The 21,795-nt window shown below is 63.4% G+C and carries 19 protein-coding genes and 1 pseudogene; 12 read left to right on the plus strand and 8 right to left on the minus strand.

Annotation, left to right across the window (positions count from 1 at the left end; genetic code table 11):
* The first annotated feature begins 247 nt into the window (after positions 1 to 247).
* The 3 genes and pseudogenes from FJ954_RS21065 (at position 248) to FJ954_RS32285 (ending at position 2,773) form a co-directional block, all read left to right on the plus strand.
* On the plus strand, positions 248 to 1,303 hold the full coding sequence (locus tag FJ954_RS21065) for an acyl carrier protein (RefSeq protein ID WP_140616771.1): 1,056 nt from the start codon (positions 248 to 250) through the stop codon (positions 1,301 to 1,303).
* A gap of 53 nt (positions 1,304 to 1,356) precedes the next feature.
* Positions 1,357 to 1,752 (plus strand): annotated as a pseudogene (locus tag FJ954_RS32280) (class I adenylate-forming enzyme family protein); the annotation flags it as partial.
* A gap of 106 nt (positions 1,753 to 1,858) precedes the next feature.
* Positions 1,859 to 2,773, plus strand: coding sequence for a fatty acid--CoA ligase family protein (locus FJ954_RS32285; protein ID WP_281407732.1), 915 nt, complete (start codon positions 1,859 to 1,861; stop codon positions 2,771 to 2,773).
* Here FJ954_RS32285 and FJ954_RS21075 read toward each other — a convergent pair.
* Both FJ954_RS21075 and FJ954_RS21080 read right to left on the minus strand, forming a co-directional pair.
* Positions 2,770 to 4,743, minus strand: a complete 1,974-nt coding sequence (locus FJ954_RS21075) for a tripartite tricarboxylate transporter permease (protein ID WP_140662919.1) — start codon at positions 4,741 to 4,743, stop codon at positions 2,770 to 2,772. The genes FJ954_RS32285 and FJ954_RS21075 overlap by 4 nt on opposite strands.
* A 20-nt stretch (positions 4,744 to 4,763) precedes the next feature.
* On the minus strand, positions 4,764 to 5,759 hold the full coding sequence (locus FJ954_RS21080) for a hypothetical protein (protein ID WP_140662921.1): 996 nt from the start codon (positions 5,757 to 5,759) through the stop codon (positions 4,764 to 4,766).
* Between the two features lie 88 nt (positions 5,760 to 5,847).
* Here FJ954_RS21080 and FJ954_RS21085 point away from each other — a divergent pair, with 88 nt between their 5' ends.
* Positions 5,848 to 6,867, plus strand: coding sequence for a hypothetical protein (locus tag FJ954_RS21085; protein WP_246681116.1), 1,020 nt, complete (start codon positions 5,848 to 5,850; stop codon positions 6,865 to 6,867).
* Here the strand turns inward: FJ954_RS21085 and FJ954_RS21090 are convergent.
* Both FJ954_RS21090 and FJ954_RS21095 read right to left on the minus strand, forming a co-directional pair.
* Positions 6,854 to 7,633 (minus strand): phosphodiesterase, encoded by a 780-nt coding sequence (locus tag FJ954_RS21090; protein ID WP_140662922.1) that lies wholly within the window; start codon positions 7,631 to 7,633, stop codon positions 6,854 to 6,856. The two genes, FJ954_RS21085 and FJ954_RS21090, sit on opposite strands and share 14 nt — an antisense overlap.
* A 66-nt stretch (positions 7,634 to 7,699) precedes the next feature.
* Positions 7,700 to 8,488 carry a 3-hydroxybutyrate dehydrogenase gene (locus FJ954_RS21095; protein ID WP_140662924.1) on the minus strand — a complete coding sequence of 263 codons (789 nt, stop codon included), beginning with the start codon at positions 8,486 to 8,488 and terminating at the stop codon, positions 7,700 to 7,702.
* A 244-nt stretch (positions 8,489 to 8,732) separates the two neighbouring features.
* Between FJ954_RS21095 and FJ954_RS21100 the strand changes: the two genes are divergently transcribed.
* Together FJ954_RS21100 and FJ954_RS21105 are read left to right on the plus strand one after the other, a co-directional pair.
* On the plus strand, positions 8,733 to 9,521 hold the full coding sequence (locus tag FJ954_RS21100) for an acetoacetate decarboxylase (protein WP_140616765.1): 789 nt from the start codon (positions 8,733 to 8,735) through the stop codon (positions 9,519 to 9,521).
* Positions 9,514 to 10,674: a patatin-like phospholipase family protein gene (locus FJ954_RS21105; protein WP_015315444.1), complete on the plus strand. Its 1,161-nt coding sequence runs from the start codon at positions 9,514 to 9,516 to the stop codon at positions 10,672 to 10,674. Before FJ954_RS21100 ends, FJ954_RS21105 begins: the two co-directional genes overlap by 8 nt.
* 59 nt (positions 10,675 to 10,733) lie before the next feature.
* Here the strand turns inward: FJ954_RS21105 and FJ954_RS21110 are convergent, their stop codons facing one another.
* From FJ954_RS21110 to FJ954_RS21120, 3 genes are all read right to left on the minus strand, one after another.
* Complete coding sequence (locus FJ954_RS21110) at positions 10,734 to 11,756, minus strand: transporter (protein WP_181177883.1); 1,023 nt, start codon at positions 11,754 to 11,756, stop codon at positions 10,734 to 10,736.
* Between the two features lie 89 nt (positions 11,757 to 11,845).
* Positions 11,846 to 13,456 carry an inorganic phosphate transporter gene (locus FJ954_RS21115; protein WP_140662928.1) on the minus strand — a complete coding sequence of 537 codons (1,611 nt, stop codon included), beginning with the start codon at positions 13,454 to 13,456 and terminating at the stop codon, positions 11,846 to 11,848.
* A 105-nt stretch (positions 13,457 to 13,561) separates the two neighbouring features.
* Entirely contained in the window at positions 13,562 to 14,776 is a 1,215-nt protein-coding gene (locus FJ954_RS21120; RefSeq protein WP_140662930.1) for an ROK family transcriptional regulator, read from the minus strand.
* A 216-nt stretch (positions 14,777 to 14,992) separates the two neighbouring features.
* On the opposite strand from FJ954_RS21120, the gene FJ954_RS21125 reads away from it, so the two are divergent.
* From FJ954_RS21125 to ugpC, 6 genes are all read left to right on the plus strand, one after another.
* Positions 14,993 to 16,231, plus strand: coding sequence for an extracellular solute-binding protein (locus FJ954_RS21125; RefSeq protein WP_140662932.1), 1,239 nt, complete (start codon positions 14,993 to 14,995; stop codon positions 16,229 to 16,231).
* Between the two features lie 187 nt (positions 16,232 to 16,418).
* Positions 16,419 to 17,303, plus strand: coding sequence for a sugar ABC transporter permease (locus tag FJ954_RS21130; protein WP_140662934.1), 885 nt, complete (start codon positions 16,419 to 16,421; stop codon positions 17,301 to 17,303).
* Positions 17,303 to 18,148 (plus strand): carbohydrate ABC transporter permease, encoded by an 846-nt coding sequence (locus FJ954_RS21135; protein WP_140662936.1) that lies wholly within the window; start codon positions 17,303 to 17,305, stop codon positions 18,146 to 18,148. Before FJ954_RS21130 ends, FJ954_RS21135 begins: the two co-directional genes overlap by 1 nt.
* Complete coding sequence (locus FJ954_RS21140; protein ID WP_140662937.1) at positions 18,145 to 19,167, plus strand: SIS domain-containing protein; 1,023 nt, start codon at positions 18,145 to 18,147, stop codon at positions 19,165 to 19,167. Before FJ954_RS21135 ends, FJ954_RS21140 begins: the two co-directional genes overlap by 4 nt.
* Positions 19,167 to 20,105 carry a PfkB family carbohydrate kinase gene (locus FJ954_RS21145; protein ID WP_140662939.1) on the plus strand — a complete coding sequence of 313 codons (939 nt, stop codon included), beginning with the start codon at positions 19,167 to 19,169 and terminating at the stop codon, positions 20,103 to 20,105. The genes FJ954_RS21140 and FJ954_RS21145 overlap by 1 nt, the downstream gene beginning before the upstream one ends.
* Entirely contained in the window at positions 20,092 to 21,168 is a 1,077-nt protein-coding gene (ugpC, locus tag FJ954_RS21150; RefSeq protein WP_140662940.1) for a sn-glycerol-3-phosphate ABC transporter ATP-binding protein UgpC, read from the plus strand. Before FJ954_RS21145 ends, ugpC begins: the two co-directional genes overlap by 14 nt.
* Before the next feature lie 54 nt (positions 21,169 to 21,222).
* Here the strand turns inward: ugpC and FJ954_RS21155 are convergent, their stop codons facing one another.
* Positions 21,223 to 21,756, minus strand: coding sequence for a TetR/AcrR family transcriptional regulator (locus FJ954_RS21155; RefSeq protein WP_015315434.1), 534 nt, complete (start codon positions 21,754 to 21,756; stop codon positions 21,223 to 21,225).
* Between the last annotated feature and the right edge of the window lie 39 nt (positions 21,757 to 21,795).

Raw genomic sequence — 21,795 nt, forward strand, 5'->3', positions numbered from 1 at the left:
TGCCTGACGGGTATTGAACATCTGTATTTCTGTCAAGACTAATGTCCAAATCTGCGTGCTTTTGCAACACTTACACAACTGGACAAAAGGCCGTTGCGGAGCCGGCAAATCGCGACTTTCCGCGTTGCCGTGGCGAGACAAGCACGCCAGCGGCGGCTCGACGCGCGGCGCACAGGACACTTGTTAGGGGCTCTCACCCTGCGTAAAAGCGTTAGCAGTGAACATCCGTCGGTTAGGGGCTTTTCCGATGAACGTCCAACAACGGGTTAGACCTGTGCCACCGCCGGGCGATGGACCGGCCCATGCGATTGCCGGCATCTTCGCCGCGGAATTGAAGGTGCCGGCCGTCGGCTTCGACGACAATTTCTTCGATCTCGGCGGCGATTCGCTGATGGCGGAGACTCTAGTGCTTGCCGTGCAGAAGCGGTTCGGCGTGAGATTGCAGACTTCCGTCCTGCTCGAAGCGCAGACACCGCGGGAATTCGGCCGGTTGATCGCATCGCTGGTGCCGGAGCATCCGGCCCGTGAGCTGATCGTGCCGGTGTCCGGCAGCGTCGGCCAGGAGCCGATCGCGATGATCCACGGCATCACCGGCTCGGCCTTGTTCGCCAATCGCTTCAGCAGGCGTCTGAAAGAGAAATACGCGATCATGGCGGTGCGCGGCATGGGCACGGAACTCGGCGAGACGCCCTATTCCACCATGGCCGAAATTGGCACCAACTATTTTGAAGCCTTCACCTCGGTAACAGGCAGGCACCCCGAAGTCATCGGCGGCATATGCGTGGGTGGCCTGCTCGCGATCGAGGTCGGCCGGCTGAGCCATGAGGCAACGGGCAAGCGGCCGGCAATCGTGCTCATTGATCCGCCATCGCCAGGTTCGGCCTGGCTGAAGCCGATGCCCGACGATCGCCTCACCGAGAGGAGGCGGCGCGATATCGTGCGCAAGGTGGTCTACTGGCGCCTGTTGCGAGACACGCTGAAGGCGGTCGGTCTCGGACAGACACGCCTGGGGCGCCATCTGCGCAAGAAGGCATACAAGAGCGCGCTGCTGCAGGCCGCAGCCGGTTTTGTGCCCTCGTCCTACCCCTGCGACATCCTCATCCTCGCCAGTTCCGAATGGGGAGCCACCACCGTGAAGGACTACAAGGGCTGGGCGTCTAACGAGGCCAGCGTGAAAACGGTCGTCATGCCGGGTACGCACAACAAATTCCGCAAGGCCAACATGGACGCGATCGACGCGGAGATCTTGACGTTCCTCTCCGCCCGAAGCGAGGCCCCACGCGAAAACCCGCATCGTCAATGAGTTTTGGTTGGCAGATACTGGAGGCCTTCGCTGCCCATGGCGACAAGGTCGCGATGGTCAGCGGCCGGTCTGATATCACCTATTCCCAGGCCCTGACGCAGAGCGGACATCTTGCAGCCAATTTCGGCGCATCGGGCATCCGACCGGGCGACCGCGTCGGCCTCGCCATGCTCGACAACATCGACGTGATCCTTTCGATCCTCGCCTGCTGGAAAATCGGCGCGACCCCTGTTGTCGTCGACTTTCGAACGCCCAGGAGTCAGCGAGCCAGGCAGGCCCGCGACTTCGATCTGAGAATGGTTTTTGAAAGCCGCGCCATGCCGGGCGATGAGGTCTATCCGAACGCCCTTTTCGAGGCTGGCTGGAAATCGGCTTCGGCGCCGGGATCCGACATCCGCCCCCCGGCGAGCGATGCCGCCCCGGCCTTTTTGATCTTTTCGTCCGGCACGACGGGCGATCCAAAGGCCTACACCCAGTCGCATGAGGCACTCGCCAGGCGCATCGCGGCGCGCCGCGGCGTGGTGGAGGGAACCGCCAAACGATTCCCTGACGCCGATGGCCCTGTCATACTCGGCAATGCGTCACCAGGTCTTCGGCTATCTGCTTTACGGGGGAATCGTTCGGTTCTTTCCTCCCTTGTTCACCCCCTCGGAGCTCATCGAGGCGCTGCTCTCGTTCCAGGCAAGCGGCACGGCGCTGGCGCCATCAGTCATTGCCCGGATGGTCAAGGAGGTGGGCGAACGCGCAACCCACCTGCTTCCCCAACTTTCCGTTCTCTACAGCGTAGGCGGACCGGCCAGAGGCGAAGACAAGATCGCTGCCTACCGCTATCTCTCATCTGGATACCGGATAAGCTACTCATCGAGCCTTACCGGCATCATATCCTCGCTATGGGGTGAGGATATTCTGGCAAAGCCCGAAAGCGCCGGCCGTCCGGTCGCCGGCGCACAGGTCGAAATCCTCGGTGCCGATGGCCGCGTGTTGCCGCAAGGTGAGCGCGGGCTGATCAAGGCATGGACGCCGACCATGGCATCCGCGGTCCTGATGCCCGGCAACCGCCTGTTCGTCGATCCGCAGATCATGAGCTCCGACTGGGGCATCCCCGGTGATATCGGATTTCTGGACGCCGACGGATTTATCACGATCGTCGATCGGGAGGCCGATATGATCGTTCGCGGCGGCGTCAGTGTCGCGCCGCAGGAGCTTGAAAAACTGATCCGCACCCATGCCAAGGTGCAGGACGTCGCCGTGGCCGGCTTTCCAGATGAGACCATGGGGCAGGAAATCGCCGCCTTCATCGTCTCCGACCGCGGAACCGTCGAGGAATTCCAGGCTTTCATGCGCACCAACATCGCGCCCGACCGGCGGCCGCGCGAGATCAGGCTGGTCGCCTCGTTGCCTTACAGCGGCAACGGCAAGCTGCTACGCCGCCAACTGGTCGAAACGCTGGCGCCGCATAAGGGTTCTTAGAAAATTCCGCTAATGCCTGTGAGCCACGGAGTCGGCCAGGGCTGGGATGCCAGCATGTCGAAGACCGAATAGACGAAGGCCGTCGCGGCGGCAGCGATCACCAGGGATGACCGCCTCGACTTCGTCCCAAGCACCGTGATGCTGCCGGCAACGAAGATGAAGGTCGCTGCCAGGTGACCGACCAACAGGATGAGAAAGGCGAGGGCCAGGCAAAGGCCGATGATCGCGAGATTGCCTTTCATGGTGGGTTCCGAAACCGGAGACCATTCGCCTGGTATCGCGGCAGGCGCGGATAGGACAGGCGTGGCCCGCCTGCGCCATCGCAGCGACGCCTGCACTGTGGTCACCAGCGAAAACACCATCAGGAATCCAGCCGTGATGACCGGGAAAATGGCGGCCTCGAAGGGAAAGCCGGTCACAGCCGTCACCAACGCCGCGAACGCCAGCAATGTCATGGTGGCACCTGCGACAATGTCGGGCAGCGCGGGGGGCAGCGGCCCGCCGGGATTTCTGGCCCTGATCCACGACAGCGTCTGCCTGACGAGACCGACCACGGCCAGTCCAAGCAGGATGAGCACCAGCGGCTGGGCAAGCCACGACCAGCCGGAAATCTGATAGGCGAGAAAGAAATAGTTCTCGAGGCTCGGGCCGAGCACGAATCCCAATGAAAAGGCCGAGCGCGGCCAGTTGAGTTCCTTCATCGCCATGCCGACGGCGCCGACGCCGATGACCAGCGCGAAATCGAAGGCGCTCATATTGGTCTGGTATGCACCAACCACGATGAAGGTGACCACCAGCGGCACCAGTATGGCGGCCGGAACCTGCGCGACGCGCGCCAGAGGCCGGGTCAGCACAAGGCAGGTCACCGCGCCTACGATATTTGCCACGGCGATGCTGAACACCATCGACATGGTGAGCGCGGCATTCTTGCCCAGCATGTCGGGGCCGGGAACGAGCCCATGGACGACAAAGGCGCCGAGCAGGATGCTCATCGAGGCCGAACCCGGCACGCCGAAGGCGATGGTCGGGATGAGCGAGCCGCCTTCCTTGGCATTGTTGGCGCTCTCGGGCGCGATGACGCCCCTGACATTGCCTTCGCCGAATTTCGGTCCCGAGCCAGGCCGCCGTGACGCATGGCCATAGGCGATCCAGTCCAGCACCGCGATGCCGACACCGGGAACTGCGCCCAGCAGCGAACCGATGCTGCTGCATCGCAGCACCAGCGGCCACTCCCGCAGCGTGTCCCTGATGCCTTGCCACATGCCCGCATAAGTCGGTCGCTCCGCATTGCCCTGGATGGAACCTCGCAACAGGAGCGAAGCCAGCTCCGGGAGGCCGAACAGGCCGAGAAACACCAGGGCCACCGGCAGACCGTCCCAGAGATAGATTTCACCAAAGGTCCACCGGTCGATGCCGGCGATCTTATCGATACCGACAAACGAGGCGAGCATGCCGAACATGGCCGCGGCCAGCCCCTTCAGCGGCTGGCTCCCGGCCAGCATCGCGACGATGGAGAGCCCGAAGGCGCAGATGGCGAAGAAGTCCGGCGTCTTTAGATAGAGGACAAGCGGTCGCATGATGGGAATAGCCGCGGCAAGCACCAGAGCGCCGAACACGCCGCCAATCATCGACGCCGAATAGGAGGCGCCGAAGGCGCGCGCGGCTTCGCCTTTCTTGGCCAAGGCATGGCCGTCGAGCACCGTCGCCGCCGCTCCGACCGAGCCCGGAACCCCAAACAGGATGGCCGGGATCGTATCGGAGGTGGTATTGACCGATCCCATACCGAGCAGGAGCGCGAAGGCGGCATAGGCGTCCATGTTGTAGGTCATCGGGATGAGCAGGGCCATCGCGAACAGCCCGCCAATGCCCGGGACAACGCCGACGACGAGGCCGACGAAAACGCCGGTCACCAGCATCAGCATGCGAAACGGCTGGGCCATCTCGACGACGGCGGTGAGGATCAGATCCACCGTTGAGCCTCGCCGGGAATCTACTTCACCAGATTTCTGGCGGTCTCGAACACATCCGGATCCACCTTCAACTGCTCCGAGACAAGCCGGCTTATGTCTTCGCCGCTGGTGGCGTTGACGGTCATTTCGCTAAGCTTGCCGATGTCGGCCAGGAACGCCTTATCCCTGACCATCTCCATATATCCCTTGCGCAGCGTTTCGACCGTCTCCTTGGGCGTGCCCGGCGGGACAACCAACGGATGATGGAACTGCAAAGCCGTCTCGATCAGCGCGGCCGCTTCCCGGACCTTCGGGTCGTCGATCCTAGCAGTGAACTTCTCCTGGCCTGCAACGATGCCCTGGCCGAAGGTACCAATGAGGTTGAGCGCATCGCGGTTTTCGGAGATGTTGTAACTGGAGACTCCGCACATTCCGGCGATCTCGCCTCGCTGCATCGCCAGTTCGATATCGGCTGTGCCTTCAAAGCCGGTGACGACCTTGAACTTTGCCTTCAAGCCGTTCTTGACCAGCGCCGCGAAAATATAGGTCACGCTGCTCTTGCCGGTCGCCCCAATCAGGAAATCGGACTGCAGGAACTTGTCCATCGTGTCGATGCCGGAACTCTTGGCCGTCAGGCAATAGGCCGGCTCGTTGACGAGCGAGCCAATCCATTGCAGGGCAAGCGGATCGAAATTGGCGTTCTGGGGATCGAGCACCGGCGCATATGACATGGCTTCGCTGACGGAAGCGATGACGCTGCCGTCGGCCGGCTCGCTGCCCAACACCATCTTGGTGAGCTTCAGGCTGCCGCCCCCGGGCACATTCTGGACGACTATATCCGGATTGCCGGGAAGGAACCGGCCGAAGTGGCGGGCGATCAGCCGCGATGTCTGGTCATAGCCCCCGCCGGGGCCATAGCCGACCTTGATCGTGATTGTCTTGAATTCGACCGCTTGCGCCCGGGCGCCCGTGGCAAAGACAATGCTGGCGGCAACGAAGGGAATGGCGCGCAATGCGCGGAAGATCGCAACCAACATATCAACCCCGTGCAGAACCCGGATGGCGTTTTAGCGCTACGATGTCGCGATTGATAGCGCCCGCGACCAGATCAGGTTGAAATACAGCATGCGTGTACGACAAGCCGGTGGTCGCAAAAATTCTCGCGGCTCCAGGCCGGGGTTGTGGGAAGATGAGCTTCGCCTTATGGGAGCATGCATCCGATTTGGAGCAATGGCGAAGTTTGTAATGAGCTGGAAGCCGGCCAAGGGCCTTGTTGATCTGCTGAACCACAACTGGCCTGTCAGAAAGGCCAAGGCTTTTCGCAACGCCTTGATTGAGCGTGATTTTCGCGGGCGCGGCGTTCCCGAAGGCCTGAAATTCACCGAGGAGCTGCTGCAAACCGGTTCCCGGCGCTTCTGCTTTGTCATAGCCTTCAACACGCCCTGGGTCATCGATGCGCTCACCCGAGCCTGGCAATTGTATTCCTCTGGGATGACGCTGGTGGTCATCGACAATTCATCCGATCGATCGGCAAGGGTGCGTATCGCGGACATCTGCCGGGCGCGAAAAATCGCTTATTTCGGTCTGCCCCGGAACCGGGAGAGCCATCCCAACCGATCGCACGGGATATCCATGAACTGGATCTTCCACAACATCGTTCGGCCTTTGCGGCCGGAGCTTTTCGGATTTCTGGATCACGACTGCTTTCCGACCGTCCCCGTGGACATCGCCGCGACGATGGAGGGAAAAATCGTCCACGGCTCAAAGCGCCCAGCGCAAGCGGATCCCGAGGCCTGGTTCATGTGGGCTGGGTTCTGCTTCTTCCGCTTCAGCGCCGTGCAAGGACTGGACCTGGACTTCACACCGCGTTTTGCCAGCGGAATGGACACCGGCGGCGGAAACTGGAGCCTGCTGTATCGCGGACTTGGCGAGAACGATGTTTCCGATGCGCAAAAGACGGCAGCCGATCTCGATGTTGATGGGATGGAAGCGGACCATCGGATGCTGGGCGGCGCCTTTTTCCACGTCGGCGGCGCCTCGCACAGAAAATTGGTCATGACCCCACAGTATCGGCGGCTGATCTCCGATCATGTGTGGGAGACCCATCTTGGCGGCGGCGAAAGCCGCCTCGTCAAGGACCCTTGACCGGCTCGCGGCGGCCAGCCTCAAAATCCTGAAAATGGACGACCACTCCATCCGCATCGATGAAGATGACGGCATAGGCGGGCGGCTCGTGGCCCAGCCGCCAGCTGTCCGAAAAATCGAGGGCGCTCTGATGATTGGTGCTGCGCAGCGTGCTGACCGGTATGCCGCGCCAGCTGCCGGCGATCAGCCTGTGGACATGGCCGGCAAAGATGTGGCCGACATTGCCGTGGCGCCGGAGAATGTCATGGAAGGCATCGGCGTCGGCGAGCCTGACCTCGTCGAGCACCGGCATGTGAATGCGGAACGGCGGGTGGTGCATGAAGAGGAAGACCGGCCTGTCGCGCGCTTCGTGCAGCTTCTCGTCCAGCCAGTCGAGACGGGCCGCGCACAGCCTGCCCTCGACATGTCCGCTGTCCAGCGTGTCGAGCAGGATCAGGCGGCCATCGCCGCCATCGAAAACGCTCTGGACAAACCCGCGCTCGGCCGGCGCTTCCGGAAACATTTCGAGAAAAAGCGCCCTGTCGTCATGGTTGCCGAGCATCAGCCGGCAAGGCGGCACGAACCCCGCCAGCGCCCCTCGCAACGCCGCATAGGCCGCCCGCTCGCCATCATTGCTCAGGTCGCCTGATATCACCACCAGGTCGGCATCGGCATGGTTCCTGCCGATATCCGCCAGGCAGGCTTCCAGCCGCGCGACCGGATCGGAACCGTAGAGAAGGCCACCCGGCGCCATCAGATGCGGATCGGAGAGCTGGATGATTTTCATTGGCCGCGCACTGCCTTCCTGCCGGCGCCCTGGCGTTGGCCTAAAGGCGGCATGTTTCGACCAATTTTACTGTGCCGTCCAGCCGCCATCCATCGGTAACGTCGTGCCGGTGATCTGCCTGGCCGCATCCGAGCACAGGAACAATGCCAGTGCCGCAAGCTCTTCGACAGTAACGAATTCCTTGGTCGGCTGCGCGGCCAGCAGCACGTCGTGCTTGACCTGTTCCTCGGTCATGCCGCGCGCCTTCATCGTGTCGGGGATCTGCTTTTCGACCAGCGGCGTCCAGACATAGCCGGGCGCGATCGCGTTCACGGTGATGCCGTCCTGCGCGACTTCCAGCGCCACCGTCTTGGTCAGGCCTGATATGCCGTGCTTGGCCGAGACATAGGCCGACTTGAACGGCGAGGCGACCAGCGCGTGCGCGGAAGCCGTGTTGATGATGCGGCCCCATTTGCGTGCCTTCATGCCGGGCACCACCGCCTTGATGGCGTAGAAGGCGGCCAAAAGGTTGATGCGGATGATGGCTTCCCATTTGTCGTCGGGAAACTCCTCGATCGGCGCCACATGCTGGATGCCGGCATTGTTGACCAGTATGTCGAGGCTGCCGAGCGCCTCTTCCGCGTCATGGATCATGGCTGTGACCGCGGCGCCATCCATCATGTTGGCATCGGAATAGCGGCACTTGACGCCGAAATCCTTCTCGATGCCGGCGCGCTCCCGCTCGATGGCGGCAGCATCGCCAAGACCGTTGATGGTGACGTTGGCGCCCTCGGCGGCAAAGGCGCGGGCGATTGCCAGGCCGATACCGCTGGTCGAGCCGGTGACGAGGGCATTCTTCGAAGACAGGGAACCCATGGAAAATCTCGCGCGAGGTGGGAGGGAACATGACGATATAATTGTGCGTCGCAGCATGACAATGGCAGAGCCATATGTCGATGCGATTACAGCCAGACGACAACGCCTGCTTGTCCTCGCCCGGTTCGGAAACCATGGTCGTTAGGCTGACACGGCACTGTCATGGTGCCGTGCAACATAATCGTTGCGCATTCGCGCGATCCTTCCTGAACGAATTCGTCCGACAGAACCTTGGGGCAACAGCATGGAAATCGCCGATGTCGTGAAGCGCGCCTATGCGATGCCGCTCACCAATCCCTCGTTCCCGCCAGGGCCCTATCGCTTCTTCGACCGCGAATACATCATCATCACCTATCGCACGACACGCGAGGCGCTCGAGGCCGTCGTGCCGGCGCCGCTGGAAATCGACGAGCCGCTGGTCAAGTACGAATTCATCCGCATGCCGGACTCCACCGGCTTCGGCGACTACACCGAGACCGGCCAGGTCATCCCGGTGCGCTACAAGGGCCAGCATGGCGGCTACGTCCATTCGATGTATCTCGACGATGACGCGCCGATCGCCGGCGGCCGCGAGTTGTGGGGGTTTCCAAAGAAGCTCGCCAATCCCAAGATCGTCCATGAAGGCGAGGTAATCGTCGGCACGCTGCACTATGGCAGCGTTCTGTGCGCCACCGGCACGATGGGCTACAAGCATCGTGAGGCTGATCATGACCAGGTACTCGCCTCGCTCGCCGCCCCCAATTTCCTCATCAAGATCATCCCCCATGTCGACGGCACGCCGCGCATCTGCGAGCTGGTCCGCTACTACCTCACCGATATCACGCTGAAGGAAGCCTGGACGGCGCCCGCGGCGCTCGATCTGCGGCCCCATGTCATGGCCGACGTGGCGAAGCTGCCCGTGCTCGACATCGTGTCAGCGGTTCACTTCAAGGCCGATCTGACGCTCGGCCTGGGCGAAGTCGTGCATGATTACCTCGCTGACCACAGCCGATCCGCTGCCAGCGCAACCCAGCTGGAGAAAGTCAGTGCTTGATCGTAACCGCAACAAGGCAGCCGTCGCCACCATCGAGGAAATCACGGCGCAGTATGACCGTATCGCGCTGGTCTTTCAGGGCGGCGGCGCGCTCGGCGCCTATCAGGCCGGGGTCTATCAGGCGCTGGCCGATGCCGGCTGCGAGCCGACCTGGCTGTCCGGCGTCTCCATCGGCGCCATCAATGCCGCGATCATCGCAGGCAACGAGCCGAGCCGCCGGCTGCAGCGGCTGGAACAGTTCTGGCAGACGATTTCCGGCCGCAAGATCTGGTCCTACACGCCCGAAGGCGACATCTACCGCGATATCCGCAACCAGACCTCGTCGTTGATGACGATGACGATGGGCCAGCCCGGCTTCTTCAAGCCGCGCAATCCCAATCCCTGGTTCCAGCTGTCGGGCGCAGAAGGCGCCACCAGCTTCTACGACACCGCCGAATTGAAGGACACGCTGGAGAGTCTGATCGACTTCGACGTGCTGAACGACGGCAAGAAGCGGCTGAGCGTCGGCGCGGTCAATGTCAGGACCGGTAACTTCGTCTATTTCGACACCGAGAAGGTGCGTATCGAGCCGGAGCACATCATGGCCAGCGGCGCGCTGCCGCCGGCCTTTCCTTCGATCCGTATCGAGGGCGAGTACTATTGGGATGGTGGCATCGTCTCCAACACGCCGCTGCAATACCTGCTCGACCAGGAAGAGGACCGTTCCTCGCTGGTCTTCCAGGTCGATCTGTTCAGCGCCCGCGGCGTGCTGCCGCGCGGCATGGCCGACGTGCTGTCGCGCCACAAGGACATCATGTATTCGAGCCGCACGCGGCAGAACACCGACAATTTCGAGCGAATCCATGCGCTGAAGATGAAGCTGCTCGATGCGCTGAAGCGCGTGCCGTCGGAGCAGCTCAGGGAAGGCGAGCAGGAGTTGATCGCCGACTATTCCAACGCCGGCGTCGTCAACATCGTCCACCTGATCTACCAGCACAAAGGCTATGAGGGCCACGCCAAGGACTATGAGTTTTCGGGCACCTCGATGCGCGAGCATTGGGAAATGGGCCTCGAGGACACCGAGCGCACGCTGCGTCACAAGAAGTGGCTGATGCTGCCGACCAATGCCGACGGCGTCACCATCCACGATCTGCATCGCGAAGATCCGACCTGAGCGACCCAAGAGCGGTTTTCCGCTTCCTCGGAACGCAGAGCCGCTCTGTCTATTTTGGCTCAGAACCTAAGATTGGCGCCGGCTCTCAGCAGGAGCCAGTAGAACAGGCCGGTCGCGCCCGCCGCGATCAACAGCGCCAGTTCGAATCCGCCCGGCGTTTGCGTAAGCGGCAGCCCGGCGGTGTTCATGCCGAACATGCCGACGATCAGCGAGCCAGGCAGAAGCAGCGCGCTCATCACAGCCAGCGCCTTAAGGCTGCGGTTGGATTCGTCCGCGAGCTCGGCGGCGACCTCCTCCTGCAACAGCCGTGCACGGTCGTTGACCATGACGACTTCGCGATCGAGCCTTTCCAGCCGCGTGGTAAGCCGGCGCAGGATCTCGTGCGCCCCCGCCGACAGCTTCCAGTCCGAGCGGTCCTCGTCCTGGAAGAGCGCCGCCAGCGCCGAGATCGGGCGGTGCAGGGAGACCGCCAGACGGCGAACATCTTTCAGCCGCCGCCTTTCGTCGGCAAGCCGCTCGGTCACTAGGTGATCTTCCACTTCGTCGAGCCGCTTGGTGGCGGCTGCGAGCCGCAGGCTGGTGCTGCTGCAGAACGCCAGCACGATCGCCTCGAAAAGTTCGAAGGCGGTGGCGGGCCGCAGCCCCGCGGCCAGCGCCTCGTGCACCTCCTCGACCGCTGCCAGCGAATGGCGGCGGCCGGTCACCAGCAGCCGCTCCGAGACCGCGAAGCGCAACCTGCCTATGGTCGTCGACTGACGCGCGATTTCGCTGTGCAGGTCGGCGGAAATGCCATGGACGACACCATCCTCATGCGCCAGCGCAGGGCTGTCCTCATGGCCTTCGAGGATTGCATGGGCAGAGGCCGGCAAGGCGCAGGCGTGGCTGACCCAGGAATGGGCGCGCTGATCGACGAGATCGACATGCAGCCAGACCCAGCCAGGCATCGCCAGTGCCGCGCCGATATCGCGGGGAGCAAGCGCCACCGGGGTTTTGCCTGGCAAGCGGTGATAAGCCCAGACCAGGCCAGGCGCCGGATGCTGGTCGTCGACCGCAAGCAAGGCCAGATGCGATGCGTCGTTCATGACTGCCGCCCGAAATCGTCGCGAACCTGTCGCCGGAAAACGAGACGGCGCCAATGTGGCGCCGTCGGTAGTGTTGTCGCTTCTGACGCTCAGAACACCTGGCGGAAGAGGATGAACAGCACGAAGGCCAGGGTGATAGAGCAGGGCAGGGTCAGCACCCAGGCGAGCAGCAGGTTGCGCACCGTCGACCATTGCAGGCCCGAGCCGTTGGCAGCCATGGTTCCGGCGACGCCGGACGACAGCACATGGGTCGTCGACACCGGCAGACCCAGACGGTCGGCCATGCCGATGGTGACCATCGCCACGAGTTCGGCGGCAGCGCCCTGGCCATAGGTCAGGTGGCTCTTGCCGATCTTCTCGCCGACCGTGACGACGATGCGTTTCCAGCCGACCATGGTGCCCAGGCCAAGCGCCAGGGCCACCGCGACCTTCACCCAGATCGGGATGAACTTCGTCGCGTTGTCGACGGCCTTGTGATAGTCGGTGACCGCCTTGAGATCGGCGGCCTCCATCGGCAGCAACTGCTTCTTGTCGATCAGTTTCAGCGCCTCGCCGATCAGATAGATGTCGTTGCGGGCGTTGCTGACCAGATCGGTCGGCACGGTGTCGACCGAAGCGTAAGGCTGCAGCTCGGCCGTCGTGTTGTGGATGTAGCTCTGCAGAGCGACGGTCGTCTTGTCGCTCCAGCTCCGGGTGCGCACGGCATCCTGCACGGCAGCCTTGGCATCCTTCGCATCGGCGACGGTGACACCGGGCTTCACATATTTGCCCAGCGCGGTCTCCACGCTGACCGAGGCCGACTTGTAGGCTTCGAGATAGTTGATGTCGGGCGTGCGGTTGAGCGCGTAGGCCGTCGGCACCACGCCGATCAGGATCAGCATGATCAGGCCCATGCCCTTCTGGCCGTCATTGGAGCCATGCGCAAAGCTGACGCCGGTGCAGGTGAAGATCAGCAGCGCGCGGATCCACCAGGGCGGCGGCGCATTGCCTTTCGGCGCCTCGTAGAGCGCCGGATTGCGGACGAGAAGCTTCATCGCGTAGAGCAGGATCGCCGCGGCGAAGAAGCCGATGATCGGCGACACCAGCAAGGTCACGCCGACATTGGTCGCCTGCGACCAGTCGACGCCGCTGGTAGCGCTGCCGGCAGGTGCCATGAACTGGTTGGCGAGGCCGACACCGATGATCGAACCGACCATGGTGTGCGAGCTCGACGCCGGCAGGCCGAGGAACCAGGTGCCGAGGTTCCACAGGATGGCGGCTACGAGCAGTGCGAACACCATGGCAAAGCCGGAGGAAGAACCGACCTGCAGGATCAGCTCGACCGGCAGCAGCGACAGGATGCCGAAGGCGACCGCGCCGCTGGAAGTGAGAACCCCGAGGAAATTGAAGGCGCCCGACCACATGACGGCGAACTCCGCCGGCAGCGAGCGTGTGTAGATGACGGTCGCCACCGCATTGGCGGTGTCATGGAACCCGTTGACGAATTCGAAGCCGAGCGCGATCAGCAAGGCGATGCCGAGCAGGATCCACGGCACCGTCTTGGCCACCGCCAGGTCCTGGCTAAGCGCGTAGCCGACATAGACCACGCCGACCAGCACCAGCACACCGAAGACCGGCAGGAACCACTTCGCGCCACCCGAACTATCCAGCGGATGATCCGGCCTTGGAATGCCCGCCTCACTAGAAACTATGTCCACCATGTCCCACTCCTATTGCATTGCAGCAAAGAACTGGAAAAGACGCTATGTCCGGACGATGAACCCTGTGTGACGCCGGGAGAGGCTTGGCCTTACGCGCGGTCGCCTTCAGGCGGGACCGGAGCGTGTCTTCAGGATCGCCGAGAACAGCGGATCGAAGGCGCGGCTGATCGGCGCCGCCGCGGCTCCCAATGCAATCGACCAGGGATCGGTGGTGCCGAGCTGCAGGCGCGGCAAGGTCCGGCCTGGCCGGTCGGCGATCGACGAAAGCAGCGGATGCATGGCCTCGACGAGCCGGCGCGCCAGCGCTTCCGGCGCGCCGCTGGTCAGGATGACTGTCTGCGGGTCGAAGATGGTTTCGATGAGATGCACGCTCCAGCGCAGGTCATGGGCCGCGCCCTCGATCCAGCGCATGATCTTCACATCACCCGCCGCGGCCAGCGCGCCGATCTTTCCGTAGAGGTCCTCGTCGGCGGGATCGAGGCCAAGATGCTGGTAGAGCGAGGCGAGCGACGCGCGATGTTCGAGCGGTGTCGAGCCGGGACCGGCCGGCGACAGCAAGGCCATGCCGATTTCGCCGGCATTGCCATGGCCGCCGCTGTACAGTTCGCCGTTGAGGATCAGTCCGGCGCCAATGCCATAGCCGACATAAAGACACACTGCGTGGTCGACGCCGTGCGCGGCGCCGACGATGCGCTCGGCCGTCGCGCAGGCGGCGGCATCGTTCTGCAGGCCGACATTCAGTCCCGTGCCCTTGGCCAGCATGTCCAGCAGCGGAAACTTCTGCCAGGCCGGCATCATCCATTTGTCATCCGAATTTTTCAGGCCAAACGGTCCGGGCATGGCGACACCCAGGCCGACGAGGCGTTTTTCCGACTGCAACGAGATACCGGCCAGTTCGCGCCGGACGCCATCGATCAGGCCGAGGATCACCTCGACGCCTCTGGACGGCTCATCGAAAGGCAGGTTCGCCTCGGCCCGCGCCAGCACGCTGCCCATCAGGTCGACCGCGACCGCACGCGTCAGGTGACGGTCGATCTGAAGGCCGATGGCGAAAGCGCCTTCCGGCACCAGCCTGTAGGGGGTCGACGGTTGCCCCCTGCCCTTGCGCACCGCATCGAGCGCAACGACCAGGCCGTCGCGTTCCAGGTCCTCGATGATGTTGGAAACCGCCTGCTTGGTAAGCTGCGTCGCCCGCGCCAAATCGGCCCGCGACAGCGCGCCATTGAGACGCAACGCCTCGACCATGACACGGCGGTTATGCGCGCTCGTGCCTTCCTGGTTGGTGCCGCTCTTGGCACGAATCGGGCTGATGTCGTCCACCGGCGTTTCCCCACTTGACACCATTAGAATATTGATCGACTAATTAAGTCAAGCGAGTTGACTTAATGTGAACCGAGCACCGCAAAACAAGATGGCCAAGGCTTCTGCTGCCGCCACTGGTCAGCCGGCACCATCAGGTCACGCGACATGGACCCGGGAAGACGATGCCAAACGTCTGGCAGCGCCGGCCCGTCAACGCTGCAATGGGAGAAGAAAATGCTTAAGACGATCACCAAGACACTGGTCGGCGCTGTTTTTGCCGGAGGACTGTTCGTCCCCCACGCTTTCGCCGAGACGACGCTCAACGCGCTTTTCATGGCGCAGGCCGCCTACAGCGAGGCCGACGTGCGTGCGATGACGGACGCCTTCACCAAGGCCAATCCGGACGTCAAGGTCAATCTCGAATTCGTCCCCTATGAGGGCCTGCACGACAAGACCGTGCTCGCCCAAGGGTCGGGCGGAGGCTATGACGTCGTCCTCTTCGACGTCATCTGGCCGGCCGAATACGCCACCAACAAGGTGCTGGTCGATGTGTCTTCCAAGATCACCGACGACATGAAAAAGGGCGTGTTGCCCGGCGCCTGGACCACGGTGCAGTATGAGGGCAAGTCCTATGGCATGCCGTGGATTCTCGACACCAAATACCTGTTTTACAACAAGGATATCCTGGAAAAGGCCGGCATCAAGGCCCCGCCGAAGACCTGGGAAGAACTCGGCGCACAAGCCAAGATCATCCAGGACAAGGGCCTGCTGAAGACGCCGATCGCGTGGAGCTGGTCGCAGGCGGAAGCAGCCATCTGCGACTACACCACGCTGGTCAGCGCCTATGGCGGCGACTTCCTCAAGGACGGCAAGCCGGACTTCCAGAATGGCGGCGGCCTGCTGGCCCTGAAATACATGGTCGACAGCTACAAGTCGGGTCTCACCAATCCCAATTCCAAGGAATTCCTCGAAGAGGACGTGCGCAAGGTTTTCGAAAACGGCGATGCCGCCTTCGCGCTGAACTGGACCTACATGTACAACATGGCCAACGACCCGAAGGACTCGAAGGTGGCCGGCAAGGTCGGCGTCGTGCCGGCGCCAGGCGTTGCCGGCACCAGCGAGGTGTCGGCCGTCAACGGTTCGATGGGTCTCGGCGTCACCGCGGTCTCGAAGCATCCCGACGAAGCCTGGAAGTACATCACCTTCATGACCTCGCAGGCGACGCAGAACCAGTACGCCAAGCTCTCGCTGCCGATCTGGGCCTCGTCCTATGACGACCCGGCGGTCACCAAGGGCCAGGAAGAACTGATCGCCGCCGCCAAGCTCGGCCTGGCCGCCATGTATCCGCGTCCGACCACGCCGAAATACCAGGAGCTGTCGACCGCGCTGCAGCAGGCAATCCAGGAATCGCTGCTCGGTACGTCTTCGCCGGAAGACGCCCTGAAGACCGCCGCGCAGAACAGCGGCCTCTGAGACAAGCCAGTCGTTCGATACGGGCGGCACTACAGCGTTGCGTCCCTTATGACGCGCAAAAGACGCTGTAGCACTTTCTATCTTGCGCATGATCCTTTCCGGAAATCGGCCTCCGATTTCCGGGGTCATGCACGAGTGCCGCCTGTGCTATGTCCAGATCACAGATGAGAGAAGAGAGGCTGCTCTGATGTCGAGCACCTGGATGACGACCCGCGCATGGTTTTTGATGCTGCCGTTGCTCGTGGTCATGGTCGCCGTCATCGGCTGGCCGCTGGTCGATACGGTCGGGCTCTCCTTCACCGATGCCAAGCTGGTCGGCACGGCTGGCGATTTTGTCGGCTTCGACAATTACTCCAGCATGCTGTCGAGCACCAACTTCTCGCGCACACTGATCACCACGACCCTGTTCGCGATTATTTCGGTTGCCGCCGAAATGGTGATCGGCGTCCTCGCCGCCCTGCTGCTCAATCAGGAGTTTCGTGGGCGCGCGCTCCTGCGCGCCCTGATGATCCTGCCCTGGGCATTGCCGACAGTGGTCAACGCCACGCTGTGGCGGCTGATCTACAATCCCGAATATGGCGCGCTGAATGCCGCCTTGACGCAGTTGCACCTCATCGACGCCTATCGGTCCTGGCTCGGTGAGCCGGGAACGGCGCTGGCTGCCCTCATCGTTGCGGACTGCTGGAAGAACTTTCCGCTGGTGGCGCTGATCGCGCTCGCCGCCCTCCAAGCGGTGCCGCGTGACATCACCGCCGCCTCGCTCGTCGATGGAGCGGGACCGTTCAACCGTTTTCGCTTCGTCATCCTGCCCTATCTTGCCGGCCCGCTGATGGTGGCGCTGGTGCTGCGCACCATCGAGGCCTTCAAGGTCTTCGATATCATTTGGGTGATGACACGCGGCGGTCCGGCAAACACCACGCGAACACTCTCGATCCTCGTCTACCAGGAAGCGTTCTCCTTCCAGCGCGCCGGTTCGGGCGCGTCGCTGGCGCTGATCGTCACCTTGCTCGTCACACTGCTCGCCGTCGCCTACGCCGCCCTGGTGCGAAAGACCGCCGGGAGCGCCGCCTGATGGAGCGCAAGAGCCTCGCCTTCACCGTCTTCATTTATGCCTGCGCGCTGCTGCTTGCCGCGATCATCCTGGCGCCTATCGCCTGGCTGTTCATCATGAGCATTTCGCCGGCCGCCGATCTCGCCGCCAAGCCGCTGCGCTGGTGGCCGCAGGCAGCCGACTTCTCCCGCTACCAGCAATTGCTGTCGACGGCCGAAAACAGCGCCGGCGCCGCCTTCACCTCGTCGCTGCGCAACAGTCTTGAGATCGCCGCCATGGCGACGCTGGCGGCACTCGCCTTGGCCATCCCCGCCGGCTGGGCGGTTTCGCGCACACCGTCGATCGGCTGGTCGCTGTCGATGGTCATCGCCACCTACATGCTGCCGCCGGTGGCGCTCGCCGTGCCGCTCTATATGGGCCTGTCGCATCTTGGCCTGCTCAACAATGTCTTCGGCCTGACGCTGGTGTATCTCACCATACTGGCGCCCTTCACCACCTGGCTGATGAAATCCGGCTTCGATTCCATCCCGCGCGAGATCGAGGCCGCGGCGATGATCGACGGCGCCGGCCTGTTCCAGACATTGCGCATCATCACCTTGCCGCTGGCCGCGCCCGTGATGGCGACATCGGCGTTGTTCGCCGTGCTGCTGGCCTGGGACGAATTCTTCTACGCGCTGCTGTTTACCTCCGACCAGCGCGCCAAGACGCTCACCGTCGCCATCGCCGATTTGGCCGGCGGCCGTGTTTCCGACTACGGATTGATTGCCACGGCTGGCGTGCTGGCCGCCTTGCCGCCGGTGCTGATCGGCCTCGTCATGCAGCGGGCGCTGATCTCGGGCCTGACCAGCGGCGGTGTGAAAGGATGAACATGACTGCAGATAAAGAACGGCCGGCCGGACTGACCGCCATCGACCGCGAAATGGCGCGCCAGCACGCCGATGCGCGTGCTTCGTTCGAGAACAACGCTGCCATGGCGGCAGACGTCGCCGCTTCGATCAGGAAGAGCGGCCGCCTGCTTCTGCTTGGCATGGGCGGCTCGCACGCGGTCGGCCGTGCCGTCGAGCCGCTCTATCGTGCACTCGGCATCGATGCGCTGGCGCTGCCACTGTCCGAGCAGCTCGGCCAGCCATTGCCGCTGGCGGACCGGACGGTGCTTGTGACTTCGCAATCCGGCGAGAGCGCCGAAGTCGTCAGATGGTTTGCGCAGGCCGGCGGCAGCTCGGACGTTTTCGGCCTGACGCTCGAAGGCGGTTCTTTTCTTGCCCGCACCGCGCCTTGCCTTGTCGGCGCCGGCGGCACGGAGCTGGCCTTCGCCGCGACCCGCAGCCTGACCGTGACCCTGGCCCTGCACCTGGCCATCCTCGCGGCTCTGGGCGAGGATCCGGCTCCTGCCCTTGCCATGCTCGAAGCTCCGCAGGATTGCGATATCGCCCAAGCACTCGCCGCGATTGGCAAGGTGGCCACGATCGTCACCTCCGGCCGCCGCCTGCAGGGCGTGGCCGAAGCCCTGGCGCTTGGCTTGACCGAACTGTCGCGGCTGCCCTGCTTTTCGCTCGAAGGCGGCCAGTTGCGGCACGGGCCGATGGAGATGCTTGGCCCGCAGATCGGTGTTGTCCTGTTTCGCGGCGCCGACCCGACTTCGGAGCTGGTGACCGCGATGGCACTTTCGGTGGTCGAAACCGGCGCGCCGCTGGTCATCTTCGACGCGTCCGGACAAGCGCCGGTCGCCGGGGCCGTCACCCTCTCGTTCAAACCAGCCTCGGGGATGGCCGCTATCCTCGCAACGCTGCCGGTGGCGCAGCGCCTGATGATCGCCTTCGCGGACGGTCGCGTCGACAATGCGGGCACACCGGTGCGCACCACCAAGATCACCAGGAGCGAGTGATGCGCCCGCTGGCGGTGATCGGCAACGTCAATGTCGACCTGATCGTCGGCCCGGTCGCGCCATGGCCGAAGGCGGGAACCGAGACCGTCGTCGACCATGACGAATTGCGCGTCGGCGGCCAGGCTGGCAACACCGGGCTCGCCTGGCAAGCGCTGGGCGTCGACTTTGCGATTGCCGCCAATGTCGGTGACGACCAGTTCGGCCGCTGGCTTGGTGAGGCTTTTGGCGTCCGCGCCGAGAAATGGGCTATCCGTCCCGAAGGCACGACATTGTCGGTCGGGATGACCCACCCCGATGGCGAACGGACCTTCTTCACCACACGCGGGCACTTGCCACGCTTCGGCCTCGCCGATGTCTTGTCGGTTCTCGACGGCCCCGCACTCTCCGGTGGCTACGCCCTGCTCTGCGGCTCCTTCCTGACCGAAGACCTCACGCGCGACTACAATGCTTTTTTCGCCTGGGCCGACAGCCACGGCGTTGCCGTGGCACTCGATACAGGCTGGCCGATCGATGGCTGGACCGCGGCCAATTGCGCCGCGACGAGGACATGGCTGTCGCGCTGCGCGCTGGCGCTGTTCAACGAGGTTGAGACGGTGACCCTGGCGGGGTTGCCAAGTCCGGCGGAAGCGGCGCGTGAAATCCGATCCAGCATGAGGCAAGGCGCGACCTTCGTCGTCAAGCGCGGGCCACGAGGCGCCATCGCCATCGGCCCGGACGGCACTCTCGTCGAAGCCGCCGCGCCCGACGTCAGGGTGGTCGACACGATCGGTGCCGGCGACGTCTTCAATGCCGCCTTCCTGGCCGCATTGGCACAGGAACGGCCGCTGTCCGCTTGCCTCCGCGCCGCTACGCACGTCGCCTCGCGCGCCATTTCCACCTTGCCCCGCAACTATAGCGGGCCGATGCAGTTTGAGGGTCCCATGCATGAGCGCGCTTGAAATCCATGGCATCCGCAAGAGCTACGGCAGCGTCGAGACGCTGAAAGGCATCGACATCGCGCTGCAGAGCGGTGAATTCCTGGTGCTGCTCGGCTCGTCGGGCTGCGGAAAATCGACGCTGCTCAACATCATCGCCGGCCTTGCCGAAGCGACCAGCGGCGACGTCCTGATCGGTGGCCGCTCGATCCTCGGCGTGCACCCCAAGAACCGCGATATCGCCATGGTCTTCCAGTCCTACGCGCTCTATCCGAACCTGACCGTGCGCCGCAACATCGGCTTTGGACTGGAGATGCGCGGCGTCGCGGCCGACGAGCGCGGCAGGGCGGTGAACGAAGCGGCAAGGCTGCTGCAGATCGAGGCTCTGCTCGATCGCAAGCCGAGTCAGCTTTCCGGCGGCCAGCGCCAGCGCGTCGCCATCGGCAGGGCCCTGGTGCGCAAGCCGCAGGTCTTCCTGTTCGACGAGCCGCTGTCCAATCTCGACGCCAAACTGCGCCTGGAAATGCGCACCGAATTGAAGCGCCTGCACCAAATGCTGCGGACGACCGTCGTCTACGTCACCCATGACCAGATCGAGGCGATGACGCTGGCCAGCCGCATCGCCGTCATGCGCGACGGCAGGATCGAGCAGCTCGGCACCCCCGAGGAGATCTACAACGACCCGGCGACACTCTACGTCGCCGGCTTTGTCGGCGCGCCATCGATGAACATGCTGCAGGCCACCGTCACCGACGGCAAGCTGGCCATTGCCGGATCCGATGTACGGATCCCAGTGCCGGCACGCTATGCGAATGCGGCGCGTGAGGGCGCACAAATGGTCGTCGGCATCAGGCCGGAAGCGCTGCGTGTGGCGACCGGAGCCGCCGCGGAGCCGTCACTGCCCGTGGAGATCGAGGTCGTCGAACTGACCGGCCCCGAGCTGGTCACCACGGTGCGGATCGGCACGCAACGGCTGACGGCTAGCCTGCCGCCGCGGGCCCAATTCGCCAAGGGCGAACAGCGCAACCTCGCCTTCGACGAGGCCGCGCTTCGCTTGTTCGATCCTTCGACGGGCAAGGCCCTGTAAGCGCCGTCGATTGAACGATCGCGGCAGCGTCGTCCTCCTCGCGCGCAAGCAAGCCTATTTGGCGATATCGAGAAGTGACGACACCAGCAGGTCCCGTTCGTCCTTTGACAGCACGTCGGAATCGAACAGGTTCATGCTGCGCAGTCCTTCAATGGCGAGATAGCAGACCAGAAGCGATTTGAGGTCCGGCGCCTCGCCCTTCAACCGCTCGAAAAGCTGCCGCTTGAATGTCTTGATCGGCATCATGAAATCGGGATCCTCGGCGATCGCCGAGAATATCCAAGATGCCGATGGCTGCTTCTCCTCGCAATCCTCGGCTGACAGCCTGATATAGACGGCGAGGGGATTTTTGCCCTTGTCGTTGCTGTTGGCGGATTCCAGCGCTTGCTCGAAATCGCGCAGATAGCCTTCGACCAGGCCTTGCATCAATTTCGCCTTGGTGGGGAAGTTGTAGAGCAGCCCGCCCTTCGACACGCCGGCGCGGTTGGCGACGGCATCGAGCGACAGGCTACCGGGCCCGGATTCCCGGGCAACATCAGCCGCCGCGGCGAGAATCTTCTCGCGCGAGTTCGGTCGTTGGGCTCTCATGGGCGCCTCCCATCGCAAGCTTAGGCCCAATTGACAAGA

Source organism: Mesorhizobium sp. B2-3-15 (assembly GCF_006442875.1).
Lineage (GTDB): Bacteria > Pseudomonadota > Alphaproteobacteria > Rhizobiales > Rhizobiaceae > Mesorhizobium > Mesorhizobium australicum.